Genomic DNA, 15,336 nt, shown 5'->3' on the forward strand with positions numbered 1-15,336 from the left:
GCAGTGCTCAGTCCACCCGTTCCGGGCCCGGACGGCGGTCCGCACTCCGCCGGCCACCGGCGTTCCGTGCGCTTTCGCCGGGCACGGCCGTGTCCCGCCCGCCCCCGTTGAGTACGTGCTCGATCCCTGCCGCCCCGTGGAGCAGGTCTTCGTCCGCGCCGGATCCGCCGATGAGTTGGAGTCCCAGCGGCAGCCCGTTGGCGGCGTGCCCCGCGGGCAGGCTGACGGACGGCAGCCCGGCGTTGCTCCACGGCAGGCACATGACCGAGGCGCCGGTGGTGGTGAGACCGGCGGGCGCGGGCCCGGTGGCGGACGGGGCGATCCACAGGTCGATACCGGCCGCGGCGCGGTCCGCCGCGAGCCGTGCGCGGAAGGCGTTGCGCCGTGTCCGGGCCGCCTCGTAGGCGGCGTCCCCGATCGTCCGGCCCTCCAGGATGGCCGCCGTGGTCTCCTGGCGATAGCGGTCGCCGAAGCGGGCGAACCAGTCCTGGTGCGCCCGCGCCACTTCGTAGCGGTTCATCGTGCGCAGTTGCTCCACGATCTGCTCGAAGTCGTCCATCACCGGCACCTCGTGGACGGCATACCCCGCGGACCGCAGCAGCTCCCGCTGCTCCTCGAAGGCGCGCAGGGCCTCGTCGCCGGCGCGCTCCAGGTAGGGACCGGCCGGCACGCCCAGCACCGGGCGCGGCCCGCGCCCCGCCGGATCCCTCCACCGGGCACTCCGGCCGGCTTCGTTCGGCGGGTATCCCCTCTGCCACCCGTCGACCAGCACCGATGCCGCCAGGGCGACACCCGCCACCTCCGTGGCGTAGCAGCCGAGGGTGTCGAAACTCGCGGCGTTGGGGATCACCCCGTCGACCGGTATCCGCCCGTAGCTCGGCTTGAAGCCGACCACTCCGCAGTACGCGGCGGGCCGGATCATCGAGCCGACGGTCTGCGTCCCGATGGCCAGCGGCACCATCCCGGCGGCTACGGCGGCCGCCGAACCGCTGCTCGAACCGCCGGGCGTATGCGCCGGGTTGTGCGGATTGCGGGTCGGGCCCGGGGCCGTGACGGCGAACTCCGCGGTGACGGTCTTGCCCGCGACCAGCGCACCGGCGGCGCACAGCCGGTCGACGACGGTGGCCTGCGGGCCGCCGAGCGCCTCGGGCGGCAGCGCCGAGCCCGCACGGGTGGGCAACCCGTCGACCTGCACGATGTCCTTGATACCCACGAGGACGCCATGGAGGGCGGGCCGGCCGGCGGGGCCCCGCACATCGGCGGCCGCCCGTCGCGCCGCCTCCAGAAGCCGGCTACGCCGCCCTTCCTCGGGCACGAAGGCCCGCACCTGCGGATCGACGGTGTCGATGCGGTCGCACGAGCGGTTGACCGCGTCGACGGGGTCGTCCGTGCCGGCCCGTAGCGCCGCGGCTTCCTGGACGAGTGATCGCTTCCTGAGCAAGTTCGTCACACTGCGAGGCTACAACCGGCCTCTGACAGCGCCGGGTTCCTCACTCCGCCACGCTCTCCCGGCGCCCGTGCTCACAACTCCACGAGTACGGCGCCCAGATGGCGTCCCTCGGTCAGCTCGCGCAGTGCCCGCGGCGCCTGCTCGATGCCGTGCAGCCGGGTGTGCGGGAAGGTGAGGGTGCCGTCGCGCAGCCCCTCGCCGAACCGCTGGTTCCACTCGGGGACCAGATCCATGTGCGCGTGCAGGGCGACACCGCGCAGGGTGATGTTGCGGGCGAGCAGCGAGAGGGTGTCGATCTCGGTCGTATGAGGCTTGCCGTCCTCGGACAGCTGGCTGGACAACGCCCCTACGAGGGCGAGCCGGGCACCCGTGTTGGCGACGGCGATGGCGGCCCTCAGCTGTTCGCCGCCGACGTTGTCGAAGAGCGCGTCGATGCCTTCCGGGGCCGCCGCCCGCAGCTGCTCCTCGATGGGTCCTGCGCCGCGGATCACCACCGCGTCATAGCCGAATTCCTTGATGAGCCGGTCCGCTTTCTCCTGCGACCCGGTGCTGCCGATCACCCGGGCGGCGCCGCGCAGCCGGGCGACCTGACCGGCCAGGGAGCCCACGCCGCCGGCCGCCCCGGTGACGAAGACCGTGTCCCCGGGGCGTACTTCGGCACCGCGCACGATGCCCATCCAGGCGGTGGGGCCCTGGGAGAGGTAGGCGGCCGGGTCGGGCATCAGGCCGGGGGCGCGCCGGTGTACCCCGTCGGCGTCCAGCAGGGCGTATTCGCGCCAGCCGAGGCGGTGTTCCACCAGGTCGCCGGGCGTGAGGTCGGTCCCCGGGGCGGCGACGACCTCGCCGAGGGCGGGCCCGTTCAGCGGCTCGCCGACCTCGAAGGCGGGCACCGGCACGACGTTGTTCTCGTCCATCAGCGTGCGCATGACGGCGGCGACGGCCATCACGGTGTTGCGTACCAGCACCTGCCCGGGTCCGGGTTCCGGGACCGGCACCTCCACGATCTCGAAGAGGTCATCGGTGACCGGCCCCTGGGGGCGGGCGGTCAGGCGGACTTCGCGGTGTGTGCGGTGTGTCATGCGCCGAGGCTAGGACTTGACGCGCACGTCAAGGGCAACTCCGTCGCTGGTCCTAGGACCGGCGACAGGGCCCCTGGGACGGCCGCCGATCCGGGCGTCCCAGGGGCCTGCGGCTCATCCCCGGAGTCGCTCCGCCAGCTCCTCCGGGTCGGTCGTCGGCCGCTCGCAGGTGAAGTGGCGGCAGACATAGGCGGCCGGTCGGCCGTCGACCAGAGGGCGGTCCTGGAGGAGCGGTACCTCGTCGGCCCCGGGGGCGCCCAGCGCGACGGCCGCCCCCGGGGCGGTGCCGAGCAGCGCGGCGCGGTGCAGCGCCACGGTGGCCGGATCGCCCTGCGGGCCGACGACCGCGACCTCGCGCGGCCCGTCCAGTGCGGCCTCGGCGACGGCCAGACCCCATCCGATGAAGCGCGGGGCCCGGCCGCCGAGCGCGGTGACGATGCCCAGGGCCCGCTCCGCGGCGCCCCGGTGGAGGTCGCTGCCAGTGAGCGCCGCATACGAGAGCAGGGCTCCGGCCGCCGCGGTCCAGCCGGAGGGCGTCGCATTGTCGGTCGGGTCCTGGGGGCGGCGGATCAGCGCCTCGGCGTCGGCCGCGGTGTCGTAGAGCGCGCCGTCCTCGGTGGTGAACTGGAGCAGCACGGTGTCCAGGAAGAAGCCCGCGAACTCCACCCAGACGCCCTCCCCGGTGACCGAGGCCAGGGTGAGGAAGCCCTCCGCGACATCGGCGTAGTCCTCCAGGACGCCGGAGTTGGCGCCGGGGGTGCCGTCGCGGGAGGTGCGGTGCAGCCGGGCGTGCCAGTCCATGTGGACGCGGACCAGTAGGTCGGCGGCGTCGGTGGCGGCCTGGATCAGATCCGGCCGGTCGAAGTAGGCACCGGTCTCGGCGAGCGCGGCGATGGCCAGGCCGTTCCAGGAGGCGACGACCTTGTCGTCGCGGCCGGGGCGCGGGCGCTCGTCCCTCGCCGCGAGCAGCCGCCGCTTGACGGAGGCCATCCGTTCGGCGTCCACCGGGCCTTCGGTGTCCGGGAGTTGGAGGACCGAGGCGCCCTCCTCGAAGGTGCCCTCCTCGGTGACGCCGAAGGAGGCGGCGGCGAATGCCGCGTCCTCGTCGCCCAGTACGGCGCGCAGCTGCTCGGGCGTCCAGACGTAGTAGGCGCCCTCGACGTGCTTGCCGGTGCCCGAGCCGTCATCGCTGTCCGCGTCCAGCGCGGAGGCGAAACCGCCCTGGTCGGTACGGAGTTCGCGGACCATGAAGTCGGCGGTCTCGACGGCGATCCTGCGGGCCAGGTCCGAGCCGGTGGACCGCCACAGATGGGCGTAGGCCCGGCACAGCAGGGCGTTGTCGTAGAGCATCTTCTCGAAGTGCGGCACGGTCCAGGTGGCGTCCACCGCGTAGCGCGCGAAACCGCCGCCGAGCTGGTCGTAGATGCCGCCGCGGGCCATGGCCGCGCAGGTCGCCTGCACCATTTCCAGGGCTCCTTCGGAGCCGGTGCGGGCGTGGTGGCGGAGCAGGAATTCCAGCGCCATGGACGGCGGGAACTTGGGCGCCCCGCCGAATCCGCCGTGCACCGCGTCGAATTCGCGGGTCAGGCCCATCAGGGCGCCGTGCAGCTCCTCGGGGCGCGGCGGCCGCCGGTCCGCGGGCAGCGACTCGGTCAGGGACCGTCCGGCGAGGTCGGCGACGATCCGGCCGGCGACCTCGCCGACCTCGTCCCGGCGGTCGGCCCAGGCGCTGCGTACGCCGTCGAGGATCTGCCCGAAGGACGGCATGCCGTGGCGGGGCTCGGGCGGGAAGTACGTACCGAAGTAGAAGGGCTCGGCGTCCGGGGTGAGGAAGACGGTCATGGGCCAGCCGCCCTGGCCCGTGGCGGCCTGCACGGCCTCCATGTAGACGGCGTCGACGTCCGGGCGCTCCTCGCGGTCGACCTTGACGGACACGAAGTGCTCGTTGAGCAGCGCGGCGGTGGCCGGGTCCTCAAAGCTTTCGTGGGCCATCACATGGCACCAGTGGCACGAGCTGTAGCCGACGCTGAGCAGCACCGGCACCCCGCGCCGCCGGGCCTCCTCGAACGCGGCGGCGGACCACGGCCACCAGTCGACGGGGTTGTCGGCGTGCTGGAGCAGATACGGGGAAGTCTCATGGGCCAGGCGGTTCGGCATGGGTCCATCCTCTCCCAACGGGGGCCGGTGAGCCGGGAGCGGAGGGAGTTGTCCACAGGCCTGCCGGAAATCGTGCGGACGCGGAACACTGTGCGTGCGGGGACGATCACCGCTGGAGACTGCTGGAACTGCTGGAGGGGGATGGCATGCCGGGCTCACTGGCTGTGCTGCGCGACGGCCACCGGGCGGAAGCGGAAGCGCTGTTGACCAGGGCGATCGAGGAAGAGGTGCGGCGCTCGGGCGGGCGGCTCGACGGGGACACGCTGCTCAGCAGGGCGCGCTCGGCGCTGGAGGAGCTGGCGGGCAGCGCCGCCGAGGAGTACACCGCGTACGTCCGGGCGCTGGACGAGGCGGCCGCCGGTCAGCCCTCGCTGGGCCGGCGGCTGACCCGCAAGGAGCTGGGGACCCCGGCGGTGGCGACGGCCGCGGCGGCGGTGGCGGCCTGCGGTGCGGACCTCGCGTACGGCACGGGCGCGGCCGCTGCGCTGGGCGCAGGCGCCGCCGTGGTGGTCGCGGGGGCGGCGGCCACGGTCGTGAAGCTGACCGCGGGCCACTGGCCGGCGGCGCACCAGGAGGCCGGGAGGCGCGGCCAGCCGGGCGGCGCCCAGCAGCTGCGGCTCCAGTGGCTGACCGCACTGGAGGTGCGGGGCATCCGGCCGTTCCTGGACCAGCAGCGGATGCTGACGGCGGCGGCCCGCGGCAGCGGCACGGCGTCCAAGCCGGCCGCGGCGACGGCCACCCGTGGGCCGCAGTTGCGCGGCGCCGACCGCAGCGCGGCGGCCCGCCAGCGGTCCGTGCTGGAGCATTCGTTCGCCCAACTGCCGCGTCCAGAGGGCCCGTTCGCCGGGCGCCGCGCGGAGCTGACACAGATCGCCCAGTGGGTGCACGCGGCCCGCGCGAGCACGGAAACCAAGCCGACGGTGGTGGTGCTGCACGGCGAGCCGGGGTCGGGCCGGACGGCGCTGGCGGTGCGGGCCACCCATCAGCTGCGCGATCAGTTCCGTGGCGCGTGTGTGGTGGATCTGCGCAGTGACACCCCCGGGGAGGTGCCGCTGCCGACCCGGGACGCGCTGCTGCATCTGCTCAACCGGCTGGGCGCACCGCGCGAGCAGCTGCTGTTCCGTGAGCGGCCGTCCCAGGAGCAGCACGTCAAACGGCTCACCGAGCTGTACCACCACCATCTGACCGGTCTGCCGGTGACGGTGCTGCTGGACGACGCCGCGGATCCGGAGCAGGTGCGCACGCTGGTGCCGGAGCGGTCCGACAGCCTGGTGCTGGTCACCTCCCGTACGCCGCTGGAGCTGCCCGAGGACCTCCAGGCATGGGTGCATCAGCTGCCGGTGGGAGAGCTGGACGCCGCGGGCACCGAAGAGCTGCTGCGGGCCACTGCCGCGGGCGGCAGCGAGGGACCTGACGCACCGGGTCCCTACGACTCGCGGGCGATCGAGGAGATCTCCGGGCTGTGCGCGGGGCTGCCGCTGGCGCTGCGGGTGGCGGGCTCCTCGCTCGGTGCGCGCACCGCCGCCGCGCTGGCCACGGACCTGGCGGCCCATGAGCAGCGGTCGCCGGTGGAGCGTGCGCTGTGGCTGCGCTACTCCGACCAGTCCGAGACGGCCCGGCGGCTGCTGCGCCGGCTGGCGCTGGTGGGCCGGGCGAGCCTGGGGGCGGCGGCCTCGGCGGCGCTGCTGGGTGTCGAACAGGCCGAGGCGGAGCGGCAGCTGACGACGCTGGCCCGCGCGGGGCTGATCGAGCATGTCCGTGGCGAGCGCTACCGTCTGCATGCCCTGGTGCACCGCTTCGCGCACGACCGGCTGGTGGACGAGGAGGATCCGGGCGAGCGCGGCGCGGCCCAGGAGCGGCTGATCCGCGGCTATGCGGAGCTGGCCGACTCCGTCATCCGGCTGGTCGACGGCCGTACCTCCACCCGTGCCGACCGCTTCGGCTCGCACGGCTTCACCTCCCTGGACGCGGCCCTGCAGTGGCTGGACGACGAGACCAGCTTCATCACGTCCGCGCTGCGCCATGCCGACCACGGCGTGGACCAGGCGGCGGTCTCGCATCTGCTGGGCGCGCTGGCCGACTACTGCCTGCTGCGCGGCGATCTCTACCGGCTGGGCGAGCTGAGCGAGCTGACCCGGGCCGTCGGGCAGGGGCTGCTGGTCCGCTCGGTGCAGTGGCGCACGGGTGTGGCGGCCCGGCAGCTCGGCGAGCTGGACAAGGCGCGGACCACCCTGTCGTCGGTGGTCGATCTGTATTTCGAGGCGCAGCATCCGGCGGGCGCCGCCCGTGCGCTGCGCGATCTGGGCATCACGCTCCAGCAGCAGGGCAATCTCACCGAGGCCTCGGCCAAGCTCCGGGAGGCGCTGGAGCTGCAGTCCGGCGCCGATATGCACGGCGACCGGGCGTGGACGCTGCACGCGCTGGCGGCGGTGGAGCGGGACCGCGCGCAGATCGCCGAGGCCCTCACCATGCTGCGCGAGGCGCTGGAGCTCCACGAGGAGAGCGAGAGCGTGCACGGCCAGGCCTGGGCGCACTTCCAGCTCGGCCAGGTGCATCTGCGGAGGGGCGATGTGCCGGCCGCGGAGCGCGCCCTGCAGGCGGCGATGGAGCTCTACGGCCGTACCCACGACGAGCGCGGCGAGGCCTGGGCGATGACACAGCTGGCGCGCGCCCGGCTGGTGGACGGCGATCCGGGTCCCGCGGTGGACCAGCTGCGGCAGGCGCTGCCGCTGCACCATCAGCACGAGGACGCCCGCGGTGAGGCCTGGACGATGTACTACCTGGGCCAGGCGCTGGAGGAGCGCGGCGAACACGATGCGGCGCTGCGGCAGCTGGAGCGGTCCCGGACGATGTTCAGCCGGATGCAGGACGGCTACGGTCTCGCCTGCGCCCGGCACCATTCGGGGCGGGTCACCCGTGATCTGCGGGCCGAGCAGACCGGCTCACTGCGCAACAGCGGCTTCGCCCGGCAGCTGCTGCAGGACGCCCGTAAGGACTTCCAGCGGATCGGGGTGCCGCACGGGGAGGCGTGGTCCTGCCTGGAGTTGCTGATCATCGACGCCGGCAACGGCCGGGCGGCGCAGGCGCTGGAGCTGGCCGACGAGGCGGCGCGGCTCTTCGCCGGCTACGGCGACCGGCGGGGCGAGGACTGGGCGCGGTTCCTGCGCTGCACGCTGCTGCCGCTCGCCTCGCCCGGCGGCTCCGTGGTGGGCGCGGCCGTCGCCCAGGAGGAGCTGGCGCAGCTGGTCCGGGAGAAGCATGCGGCCCGCGATTCCAAGCTGGAGGACTGTGCGGAGGCGTTCGCGCTGCTGCTGGACCGCGGGGTGGAGCCGGAGTCGGGGTGGCAGGCATGGCGGCTGGGCATGGTGCCGAACCGCCATGCGCGCGAGGTCATGGGGGTGCTGATCGCACCGGCCGGCACGGAGTGACGGCAGAGCGGGCCGGGGAGCGCCGCCGAGCGCGCCGGGCTCGCCGCCGCCGTCCGTACGCCGGTGACGCCCCGAGGGCGGACACGCCCCCGGGCGTCCGGGCCCGGCTCGCCGGCCGCTCGGACCGACGAGCCGCCGGGCCGGTCAGCCGGCCGTGTCCATCGGCCGGCCGTCGACCGCCACCCGGTCTCCATGGACCACCCGGTCCGCACGGAGCGGCCGGCCCCGTGGGCCGAGCGGTCCTCGCGGCGGGGCCGGCGGCCCCGCCGTCAGCTGGTCTTCGGCTCGGTGGCCGGTGCGGCGGCGGAGGCGGTGGTGCCTGCCTCGCCGCCGTCCGACTGCTCCTCGAAGTCCACCTTCTTCATGTGCTTGTTCATGGACTTCATCAGCAGCCACACGGCGCCGCCGATGACCGCGAAGACGATGAAGCCGAGGACGCCGGGGGTCACCTTGTTCTTGTCGAAGCTGTCGGCAAGGGTGACGAAGTGCGTCAGGGCGAGGGTGCTGGTCGCGCTCATCATGGGGTCAATTGTTGCGGATGCCCGCGAAGAGGTCGTCCTCGGGGAGGGAAGTGTCCACGAGCGACTTCGCGAGCTCGTACTCCTCCGTCGGCCAGACCTCGCGCTGGATGTCCATCGGCACCCGGAACCACCCGCCGTCGGGGTCGATCTGGGTGGCGTGGGCGATCAGCGCCTTGTCACGGATCTCGAAGAATTCATCGCACGGGACATAGGTGGTCAGCGTGCGCTCCCGCTGCTCGAACTGCTTCCAGCGCTCCAGCCACTCGCCGTAGGGCGAATCCATCCCGCGTGCCAGCAGCGCCTCGTGCAGCGCGACCGTACGGGGGCGGTTGAAGCCCTGGTTGTAGTAGAGCTTCTGGGGCTGCCAGGGCTCACCGGCCTCCGGGTACTTCTCCGGGTCGCCGGCCGCCTCGAAGGCCACCATCGTGATCTTGTGGGTCATGATGTGGTCCGGGTGGGGATAACCGCCGTTCTCGTCGTAGGTCGTGATGACCTGCGGCTTGAACGTCCGCATCAGGCGGACGAGGGGCTCGGCCGCCGCCTCGACGTCCTGCAAGGCGAAGCAGCCGTCGGGCAGCGGCGGCAGCGGGTCGCCCTCGGGCAGCCCGGAGTCGACAAAGCCCAGCCACTCCTGCTTGACGCCCAGGATCTCCCGGGCCTCGTCCATTTCCTTCTTCCGTACCTCGTGGATGTTCTCCTCGATGTACGGATCGCCCTGGAGTTTGGGGTTGAGGATGGATCCTCGCTCACCGCCTGTGCAGGTGGCGACCAGCACGTCCACCCCCTCGGACACGTACTTGGCCATGGTGGCCGCACCCTTGCTCGACTCGTCGTCGGGGTGGGCGTGAACCGCCATCAATCGCAGCTGCTCAGTCAAGACTCGATCCTCAATGAAGGGCCGGAGAAGATGCCTCCTATAGTGACCGAAGCGAGGGGGCACTGTATTCCCAGGGGCGGGGACCCCCCGGGGGTTCATGGTTCAGGTCCCCGTACCCAGGAGGACTGATCATGACCGCGGTGCGCGAAGGGCTCCCCGACGGACGCTACGGCCGCTCCGCGGATGAGCGCGCGGACCGCAAGCTCAAGATCATCGGCGCGGTGCTCGGTGCCGCGCTGCTGGGCGTGATCGGCTGGTCCGGCATCTCGTACATCTCGGGCCAGGACCTCAGCGGCCGCGTGATCGGCTGGGACGCGGTCTCCGACCACGCCGTCAAGGTCCATCTCGAGGTCGTCAAGGACACCGACACCACGGGTGTGTGCACGCTCCGCTCCCAGGCCGAGGACGGCTCCGAGGTCGGCCGCAAGGACATCACCGTCGACCAGCGCTCGGGCCAGGTGGACACCGAGGTCACGGTGCGGACGACGAAGCGGGCGACCAACGCCGTGCTCGTCGGCTGTACGGCGTCCGGCGCCCGCTGACCCCACCGTCGGCCGCTCGGCCCCACGAGCCACCACCGCCGTCGGCCGCCCGGCCCACGGGCCACCGCCACCGTCTGCCGCCCGGCCCCACGAGCCACCACGCACACGCACCGGCCACATGCCCGCACAGCGGGTCAACCGCACGCTCCGTCCCACCCGCCTCACTGGCCACGGCAGGCATCAGGCGTGTCGTGACCGCCTCTGACCAGGCATGATGTGCTCCTGTGCGGTCGCTGTGAATTTCCTCTTCCCCGTTTTGTGCCGGAATTGTTAGGCTCGTGGTTTCGCCCACCTGTGAAGGCGCAAACCTTCCTGGTAGGGCGTTTGATTTATCCCCAGTACCGACGAGGAGCACCTGTGACCCAGACCAGCGAGAACGTCACCTGGCTGACCCAGGAGGCGTATGACCAGCTCAAGGCCGAGCTGGAGCACCTGTCTGGTCCCGCACGCGCCGAGATCACCGAAAAGATCGCGGCGGCCCGCGAGGAAGGTGACCTGAAGGAGAACGCCGGGTACCACGCGGCCAAGGAAGAGCAGGGCAAGCAGGAACTGCGTGTCCGCCAGCTCACCCAGCTGCTGCAGACCGCCAAGGTCGGCGAGGCCCCTGCCGCGACCGGCGTCGTCGCTCCCGGCATGGTCGTCACCATCGCGTTCGACGGGGACCCGGACGACACGCTGTCGTTCCTCCTGGCCTCCCGGGAGTACGCGAGCTCGGACATCGAGACCTACTCCCCCCAGTCGCCGCTGGGCACCGGCGTGAACGGCAAGAAGGTCGGCGCCGAGGCGGAGTACGAGCTCCCCAACGGCAAGACGGCGACCGTGAAGATCCTCGACGCCAAGCCGTACACCGGCTGAGTCCGAGACGCCGCAGACGGCGAAGCGGCCCGGAGCGTGATGCTCCGGGCCGCTTCGCCGTGTCGTGGACCGTGTCGTACGCCGGATCCGTGGGCCGCAAGGCCGTCCCGGGGCGGCTCAGGCCGCGGCCGACCGGTACTTGCGGACGGCCAGCGTCCGGAAGACCGCGATGATCAGCACGGACCAGATCACCGAGGCCACCACCGGGTGCTCCATCGGCCAGGCGCCGGTCACCGACTTCGGCACCCCGGCGCTGGTGTTGCCGAACAGCTCCCGGGCGGCGGCCACCGTCGCACTGAACGGGTTCCACTCCGCGACATGCTGCAGAAACGCCGGCATGCCGTTGACCGGTACGAACGCGTTCGAGATGAAGGTCAGCGGGAAGAGCCAGATCAGCCCGCCCGACGTGGCCGCCTCGGGCGTGCGCACCGAGAGGCCGATGAGCGCGCCGATCCAGGAGAAGGCGTAGCCGAGCAGGAGCAGCAGCGCGAAGCCGGCCAGCACCTCGGCGAGGCTCTCGTGGGTGCGCCAGCCGATCAGCAGCGCGACGATCGCCAGCACCACCAGCGTCAGCGCGGTCTGTACGAGGTCGGCAAGGGTCCGGCCGGTGAGCACCGCGCCCCGGGACATCGGCAGCGACCGGAACCGGTCGATGAGGCCCTTGTGCATGTCATCGGCGATGCCCGCGCCGGCCCCCGCCGTGGCGAAGGTGACCGTCTGCGCGAAGATCCCGGCCATCAGGAACTCGCGATAGGCCTGGGCGTCGCCCACCGGGGCGCCGGGGATGTTGATGGAACCGCCGAAGACGTAGGTGAACAGCACCACGAACATGATCGGCTGGATGAGTCCGAAGATCACCACTTCGGGGATGCGGATCATCCGGATCAGATTGCGCTTGGCGACCACCAGGGAGTCGCGTACGGAGCGGCTGAATCCGCCGCGTGGCTGCGGGGTCCGGACGGGGGCGCCGCCGGCCGCTTCGGTCACCGTGGTCACTTCACGCCCTCCTTGTCGGTCGTCGGGCCCGCGTCCACGGCACCGGCCGCCGCACCCGTCCCGTCCGCTCCGGCCTTGCTGCCCTTCTTCTGCCGCCCGACGGCGCCGCCGCCCTCCTTGCCGCCGTCGGCGCCGTTGCCGTCCGCGGTCTCGGCGGCATGGCCGGTCAGCGAGATGAACACATCGTCGAGGGTCGGGCGGCGCAGCCCGATGTCATCTATCTCCACACCGCGGAGGTCGAGTTCGCGGATGACCTCGGCGAGCAGCTTGGCGCCGCCCGCCACCGGGATCGTGAGCTTGCGGATGTGCGGATCGACGGTGCCCTCGCCCTTGCCGAAGCCGCGCAGGACCTCGTCGGCGACGGTGAGGTGCTCGGGAGCGTGCACGACGACCTCGACGCGCTCGCCGCCGGTGCGCGCCTTGAGCTGGTCGGAGGTGCCGCGGGCGATGACCTTGCCGTGGTCGACGACGCAGATGTCGTGGGCGAGGCGGTCGGCCTCCTCCAGATACTGCGTGGTGAGCAGCAGGGTCGTGCCGCCGGCGACCAGTTCCTGTATGACATCCCACAGGCCCTGGCGGTTACGGGGGTCCAGTCCGGTGGTCGGCTCGTCCATGAACATCACGGGCGGGCTGACGACCAGTGCGGCCGCGAGGTCGAGCCGGCGGCGCATACCGCCGGAGTAGGTCTTGGCGGTGCGGTCCGCGGCATCGCCGAGATGGAAGCGTTCGAGCAGTTCAGCGGCTCGCCGCTTCGCGTCGCGCCCGCTCATCTGGTAGAGCTGGCCGACCATTATCAGGTTCTCGCGGCCGGTCAAGTACTCGTCGACGGCGGCGAATTGGCCGGACAGGCCTATCGAGCGCCGCACTGTGTCGGGGTGCGCGAGAACATCGATCCCGGCAACCACCGCCTTGCCCCGGTCGGGCTGGAGCAGGGTCGTCAGGACCCGTACGGCGGTGGTCTTGCCGGCACCGTTGGGGCCGAGCATTCCGAGGACTGTTCCTTCGGGGACGTCGAGATCGACGCCGTCCAGTGCCCTCACGTCGCCGAAGGTCTTCACCAGACCTTCGGCGTAAATGGCGCCTGGCATAGGGGTACTCCCATGACTTGGGTCAGTTCCAGGTCGAATATTACGGTTGGCGGTCTATGCCTGCTCTGTGGGCATTTGTCCGCAACGGAACGCCATGACGCACCGGCACCCCGCAGCCGCGATACTACTGCGCAAACGCGATACATCGCGATACATATTTCAGTTTTGCCGCGCACCGGTGGAGGGGAACGGACACTCGCCGACGCGTGTGGGGCGCCACGGTATACCCGTGGCGCCCCATGGCCCCATCCCTTTTCAGCGTCTTTGGCGCCCGCCTCAGTCGGCGACGACGTACCCCGCCTCGTCCAGCGCCGCGCGCAGTTCGTCGCAGTGCGCCGGCCCCTTGGTCTCCAGATGCAGCTCCACCTCGACCTCTGTCAGACCGAGCCGCGGATCCGTGCGCACATGGCCCACATCGAGGACGTTCGCATCGGCCACCGACAGCACCCCCAGCAGCGTCGCCAGCGCCCCCGGCCGGTCCGTCAGCCGCAGCCGCAGCGAGAGATAGCGCCCGCCGGCCGCCATACCGTGCCGCAGGATGCGCTGCATCAACAGCGGATCGACATTGCCGCCGGACAGCACCGCGACCACCGGCCCCTCGAAGGACTCCGGATCGGCGAGCAGCGCCGCCACCGGGCTCGCCCCGGCCGGCTCCACCACCAGCTTCGCCCGCTCCAGGCACAGCAGCAGCGCACTGGAGAGCTGGTCCTCGGTGACCGTACGGACCTCGTCCACCAGCTCCTCGACCATCCCGAAGGTCACCTCGCCGGGCCGCCCGACCTTGATGCCGTCCGCCATCGTCGACAGCCCCTCGATCGCCACCGGACGCCCGGCCGCCAGCGACGGCGGATAGCAGGCCGCACCCGCCGCCTGCACCCCGACGACCCTCACATCCGGCCGCAGCGCCTTCACCGCGAGCGCGATCCCGGCCACCAGCCCGCCGCCGCCGACCCCGACGACGATGGTCCGTACCTCCGGGCACTGTTCGAGGATCTCCAGGCCGACCGTGCCCTGACCGGCGATGATGTCGTGGTGGTCGAAGGGGTGGATGAAGACCGCGCCGGTCTCGCGCGCGTGGTCCTGGGCGGCGGCCAGCGTCTCGTCCACCACATTGCCCTGCAGCCGCACCTCCGCCCCGTATTCACGGGTCGCCGCAACCTTCGGCAACGGGGCGCCGACCGGCATGAACACCGTCGAGCGCACCCCCAGCAGGGACGCCGCCAGCGCCACCCCCTGCGCATGGTTGCCCGCGCTCGCGGCCACCACACCGGCCGCCCGCTCCTGTGCCGAGAGCCCGGCGATCCGTACGTACGCGCCACGGATCTTGAAGGAGCCGGTGCGCTGGAGGTTCTCGCACTTGAGGTGCACGGGCGCGCCGACCAGCCCGGACAGATAGCGGCTGCCCTCCATCGCGGTGGCCCGGGAGACACCGGAGAGCATCTTGTGCGCCGCCCGGATGTCGTCGACCGTGATCGCGGCCATCGGACCCTCGGCGGGAAGCGCGGATGCGGCGGTCTCGGGCGGCGTACGCGGCGTGTGGTCGGCCATATCGCCAGTCTTGCAGTTCGCCCACCGGGGAGCCTTTTCTGCCCGAATGGCGATCAGGTGCGGCGGCGGGCGGCCGCGCGGCCGTGCCCCGTACGGCCGCGCGGGGGCTACGTGCCGTTATCGGAATGGACAGCGCAGGTACGCTCCGCGCCGGGTCCGCGTACGCTGTCCCCCATCCATTCGCACATCCATCGAAGCGAGCTCCCGGCCATGCCCACCACTTCGGACATGACGACCCACACCGACCCCGCTCTCCTCGACGCGCTGCAGCACCAAGTGGCCGTCTTCGCCCGCCGCGCAGAACAGAGCCGGCTCGGCGGCGTCGGGCAGGCGCGCAACTCCATGGACCGCGCCGCGTATCTGCTGCTCAACCGCCTGGACCAGGAAGGCCCGATGGGCGTCAAGGCCCTGGCCGCCGGGATGGGCATCGACTCCTCGACGGTCACCCGGCAGGTCGCCCCCCTGGTCGACTCCGGTCTGGTCAGCCGCGCCACCCACCCCGAGGACGGCCGCGCCGTGGTGCTCCAGCTGTCCGAGCGCGGGCGCGCGCGTCTGGACGAGGTACGCACCTCGCGCCGTGCGCTGATGGCCCTGGTGACGGAGCAGTGGTCCGAGGAGGAGCGCACCGCCTTCACCGCCCTCCTGACCCGCTTCAACGCCTCCCTCGCCGACATCACCGCGTCCTTGACGCCGGCCGGCCCGACGTCCTGACGCCCGCGCACCTCGCGCCCCACCGGCTGCCGGCCGGCTCCGCCCGCTGACCGCCCGGCCCGTCACGCCTCTTGACCGGCTGCC

General features: G+C 72.2%; 12 protein-coding genes. 4 read left to right on the forward strand and 8 right to left on the reverse strand.

Going from position 1 to position 15,336, the window contains the following annotated elements:
- Nucleotides 1-7 precede the first annotated feature (7 nt).
- The 3 genes from STRNI_RS16135 to STRNI_RS16145 all read right to left on the reverse strand — a co-directional run bounded on the left by STRNI_RS16135 (nt 8) and on the right by STRNI_RS16145 (nt 4,686).
- Entirely contained in the window at nt 8-1,450 is a 1,443-nt protein-coding gene (locus STRNI_RS16135; RefSeq protein ID WP_277411467.1) for an amidase, read from the reverse strand.
- 71 nt (nt 1,451-1,521) lie between these two features.
- Nucleotides 1,522-2,529: an MDR family NADP-dependent oxidoreductase gene (locus tag STRNI_RS16140; RefSeq protein ID WP_277411468.1), complete on the reverse strand. Its 1,008-nt coding sequence runs from the start codon at nt 2,527-2,529 to the stop codon at nt 1,522-1,524.
- A 114-nt stretch (nt 2,530-2,643) separates the two neighbouring features.
- Nucleotides 2,644-4,686: a thioredoxin domain-containing protein gene (locus tag STRNI_RS16145; protein ID WP_277411469.1), complete on the reverse strand. Its 2,043-nt coding sequence runs from the start codon at nt 4,684-4,686 to the stop codon at nt 2,644-2,646.
- A gap of 146 nt (nt 4,687-4,832) precedes the next feature.
- Here STRNI_RS16145 and STRNI_RS16150 point away from each other — a divergent pair, with 146 nt between their 5' ends.
- On the forward strand, nt 4,833-8,114 hold the full coding sequence (locus tag STRNI_RS16150; protein ID WP_277411470.1) for a tetratricopeptide repeat protein: 3,282 nt from the start codon (nt 4,833-4,835) through the stop codon (nt 8,112-8,114).
- Nucleotides 8,115-8,383: 269 nt separating this feature from the next.
- Here STRNI_RS16150 and STRNI_RS16155 read toward each other — a convergent pair whose 3' ends face one another.
- Nucleotides 8,384-8,635 (reverse strand): RAMP4 family protein, encoded by a 252-nt coding sequence (locus STRNI_RS16155; protein WP_266439064.1) that lies wholly within the window; start codon nt 8,633-8,635, stop codon nt 8,384-8,386.
- 4 nt (nt 8,636-8,639) lie between these two features.
- The gene (mca, locus tag STRNI_RS16160; protein WP_277411471.1) at nt 8,640-9,512 is read right to left on the reverse strand and encodes a mycothiol conjugate amidase Mca; all 873 of its coding nucleotides are present in this window, start codon (nt 9,510-9,512) and stop codon (nt 8,640-8,642) included.
- Nucleotides 9,513-9,643: 131 nt separating this feature from the next.
- On the opposite strand from mca, the gene STRNI_RS16165 reads away from it, so the two are divergent.
- Nucleotides 9,644-10,054 carry a DUF4307 domain-containing protein gene (locus STRNI_RS16165; RefSeq protein ID WP_109892301.1) on the forward strand — a complete coding sequence of 137 codons (411 nt, stop codon included), beginning with the start codon at nt 9,644-9,646 and terminating at the stop codon, nt 10,052-10,054.
- A 357-nt stretch (nt 10,055-10,411) separates the two neighbouring features.
- Nucleotides 10,412-10,909, forward strand: a complete 498-nt coding sequence (greA, locus tag STRNI_RS16170) for a transcription elongation factor GreA (protein ID WP_018089268.1) — start codon at nt 10,412-10,414, stop codon at nt 10,907-10,909.
- Between the two features lie 117 nt (nt 10,910-11,026).
- Here the strand turns inward: greA and STRNI_RS16175 are convergent, their stop codons facing one another.
- The 3 genes from STRNI_RS16175 to ilvA all read right to left on the reverse strand — a co-directional run bounded on the left by STRNI_RS16175 (nt 11,027) and on the right by ilvA (nt 14,541).
- The gene (locus STRNI_RS16175) at nt 11,027-11,905 is read right to left on the reverse strand and encodes an ABC transporter permease (RefSeq protein WP_174876339.1); all 879 of its coding nucleotides are present in this window, start codon (nt 11,903-11,905) and stop codon (nt 11,027-11,029) included.
- A complete protein-coding gene (locus STRNI_RS16180) occupies nt 11,902-12,993 on the reverse strand; it encodes an ATP-binding cassette domain-containing protein (protein ID WP_266439052.1) in 1,092 nt (363 codons plus the stop codon). Before STRNI_RS16180 ends, STRNI_RS16175 begins: the two co-directional genes overlap by 4 nt.
- A 276-nt stretch (nt 12,994-13,269) precedes the next feature.
- Entirely contained in the window at nt 13,270-14,541 is a 1,272-nt protein-coding gene (ilvA, locus tag STRNI_RS16185; RefSeq protein ID WP_018089265.1) for a threonine ammonia-lyase, read from the reverse strand.
- A gap of 210 nt (nt 14,542-14,751) precedes the next feature.
- Here ilvA and STRNI_RS16190 point away from each other — a divergent pair, with 210 nt between their 5' ends.
- Complete coding sequence (locus STRNI_RS16190) at nt 14,752-15,252, forward strand: MarR family winged helix-turn-helix transcriptional regulator (RefSeq protein WP_018089264.1); 501 nt, start codon at nt 14,752-14,754, stop codon at nt 15,250-15,252.
- Nucleotides 15,253-15,336: the final 84 nt, after the last annotated feature.

This window comes from Streptomyces nigrescens, from assembly GCF_027626975.1.
GTDB classification, from domain to species: Bacteria; Actinomycetota; Actinomycetes; order Streptomycetales; family Streptomycetaceae; genus Streptomyces; species Streptomyces nigrescens.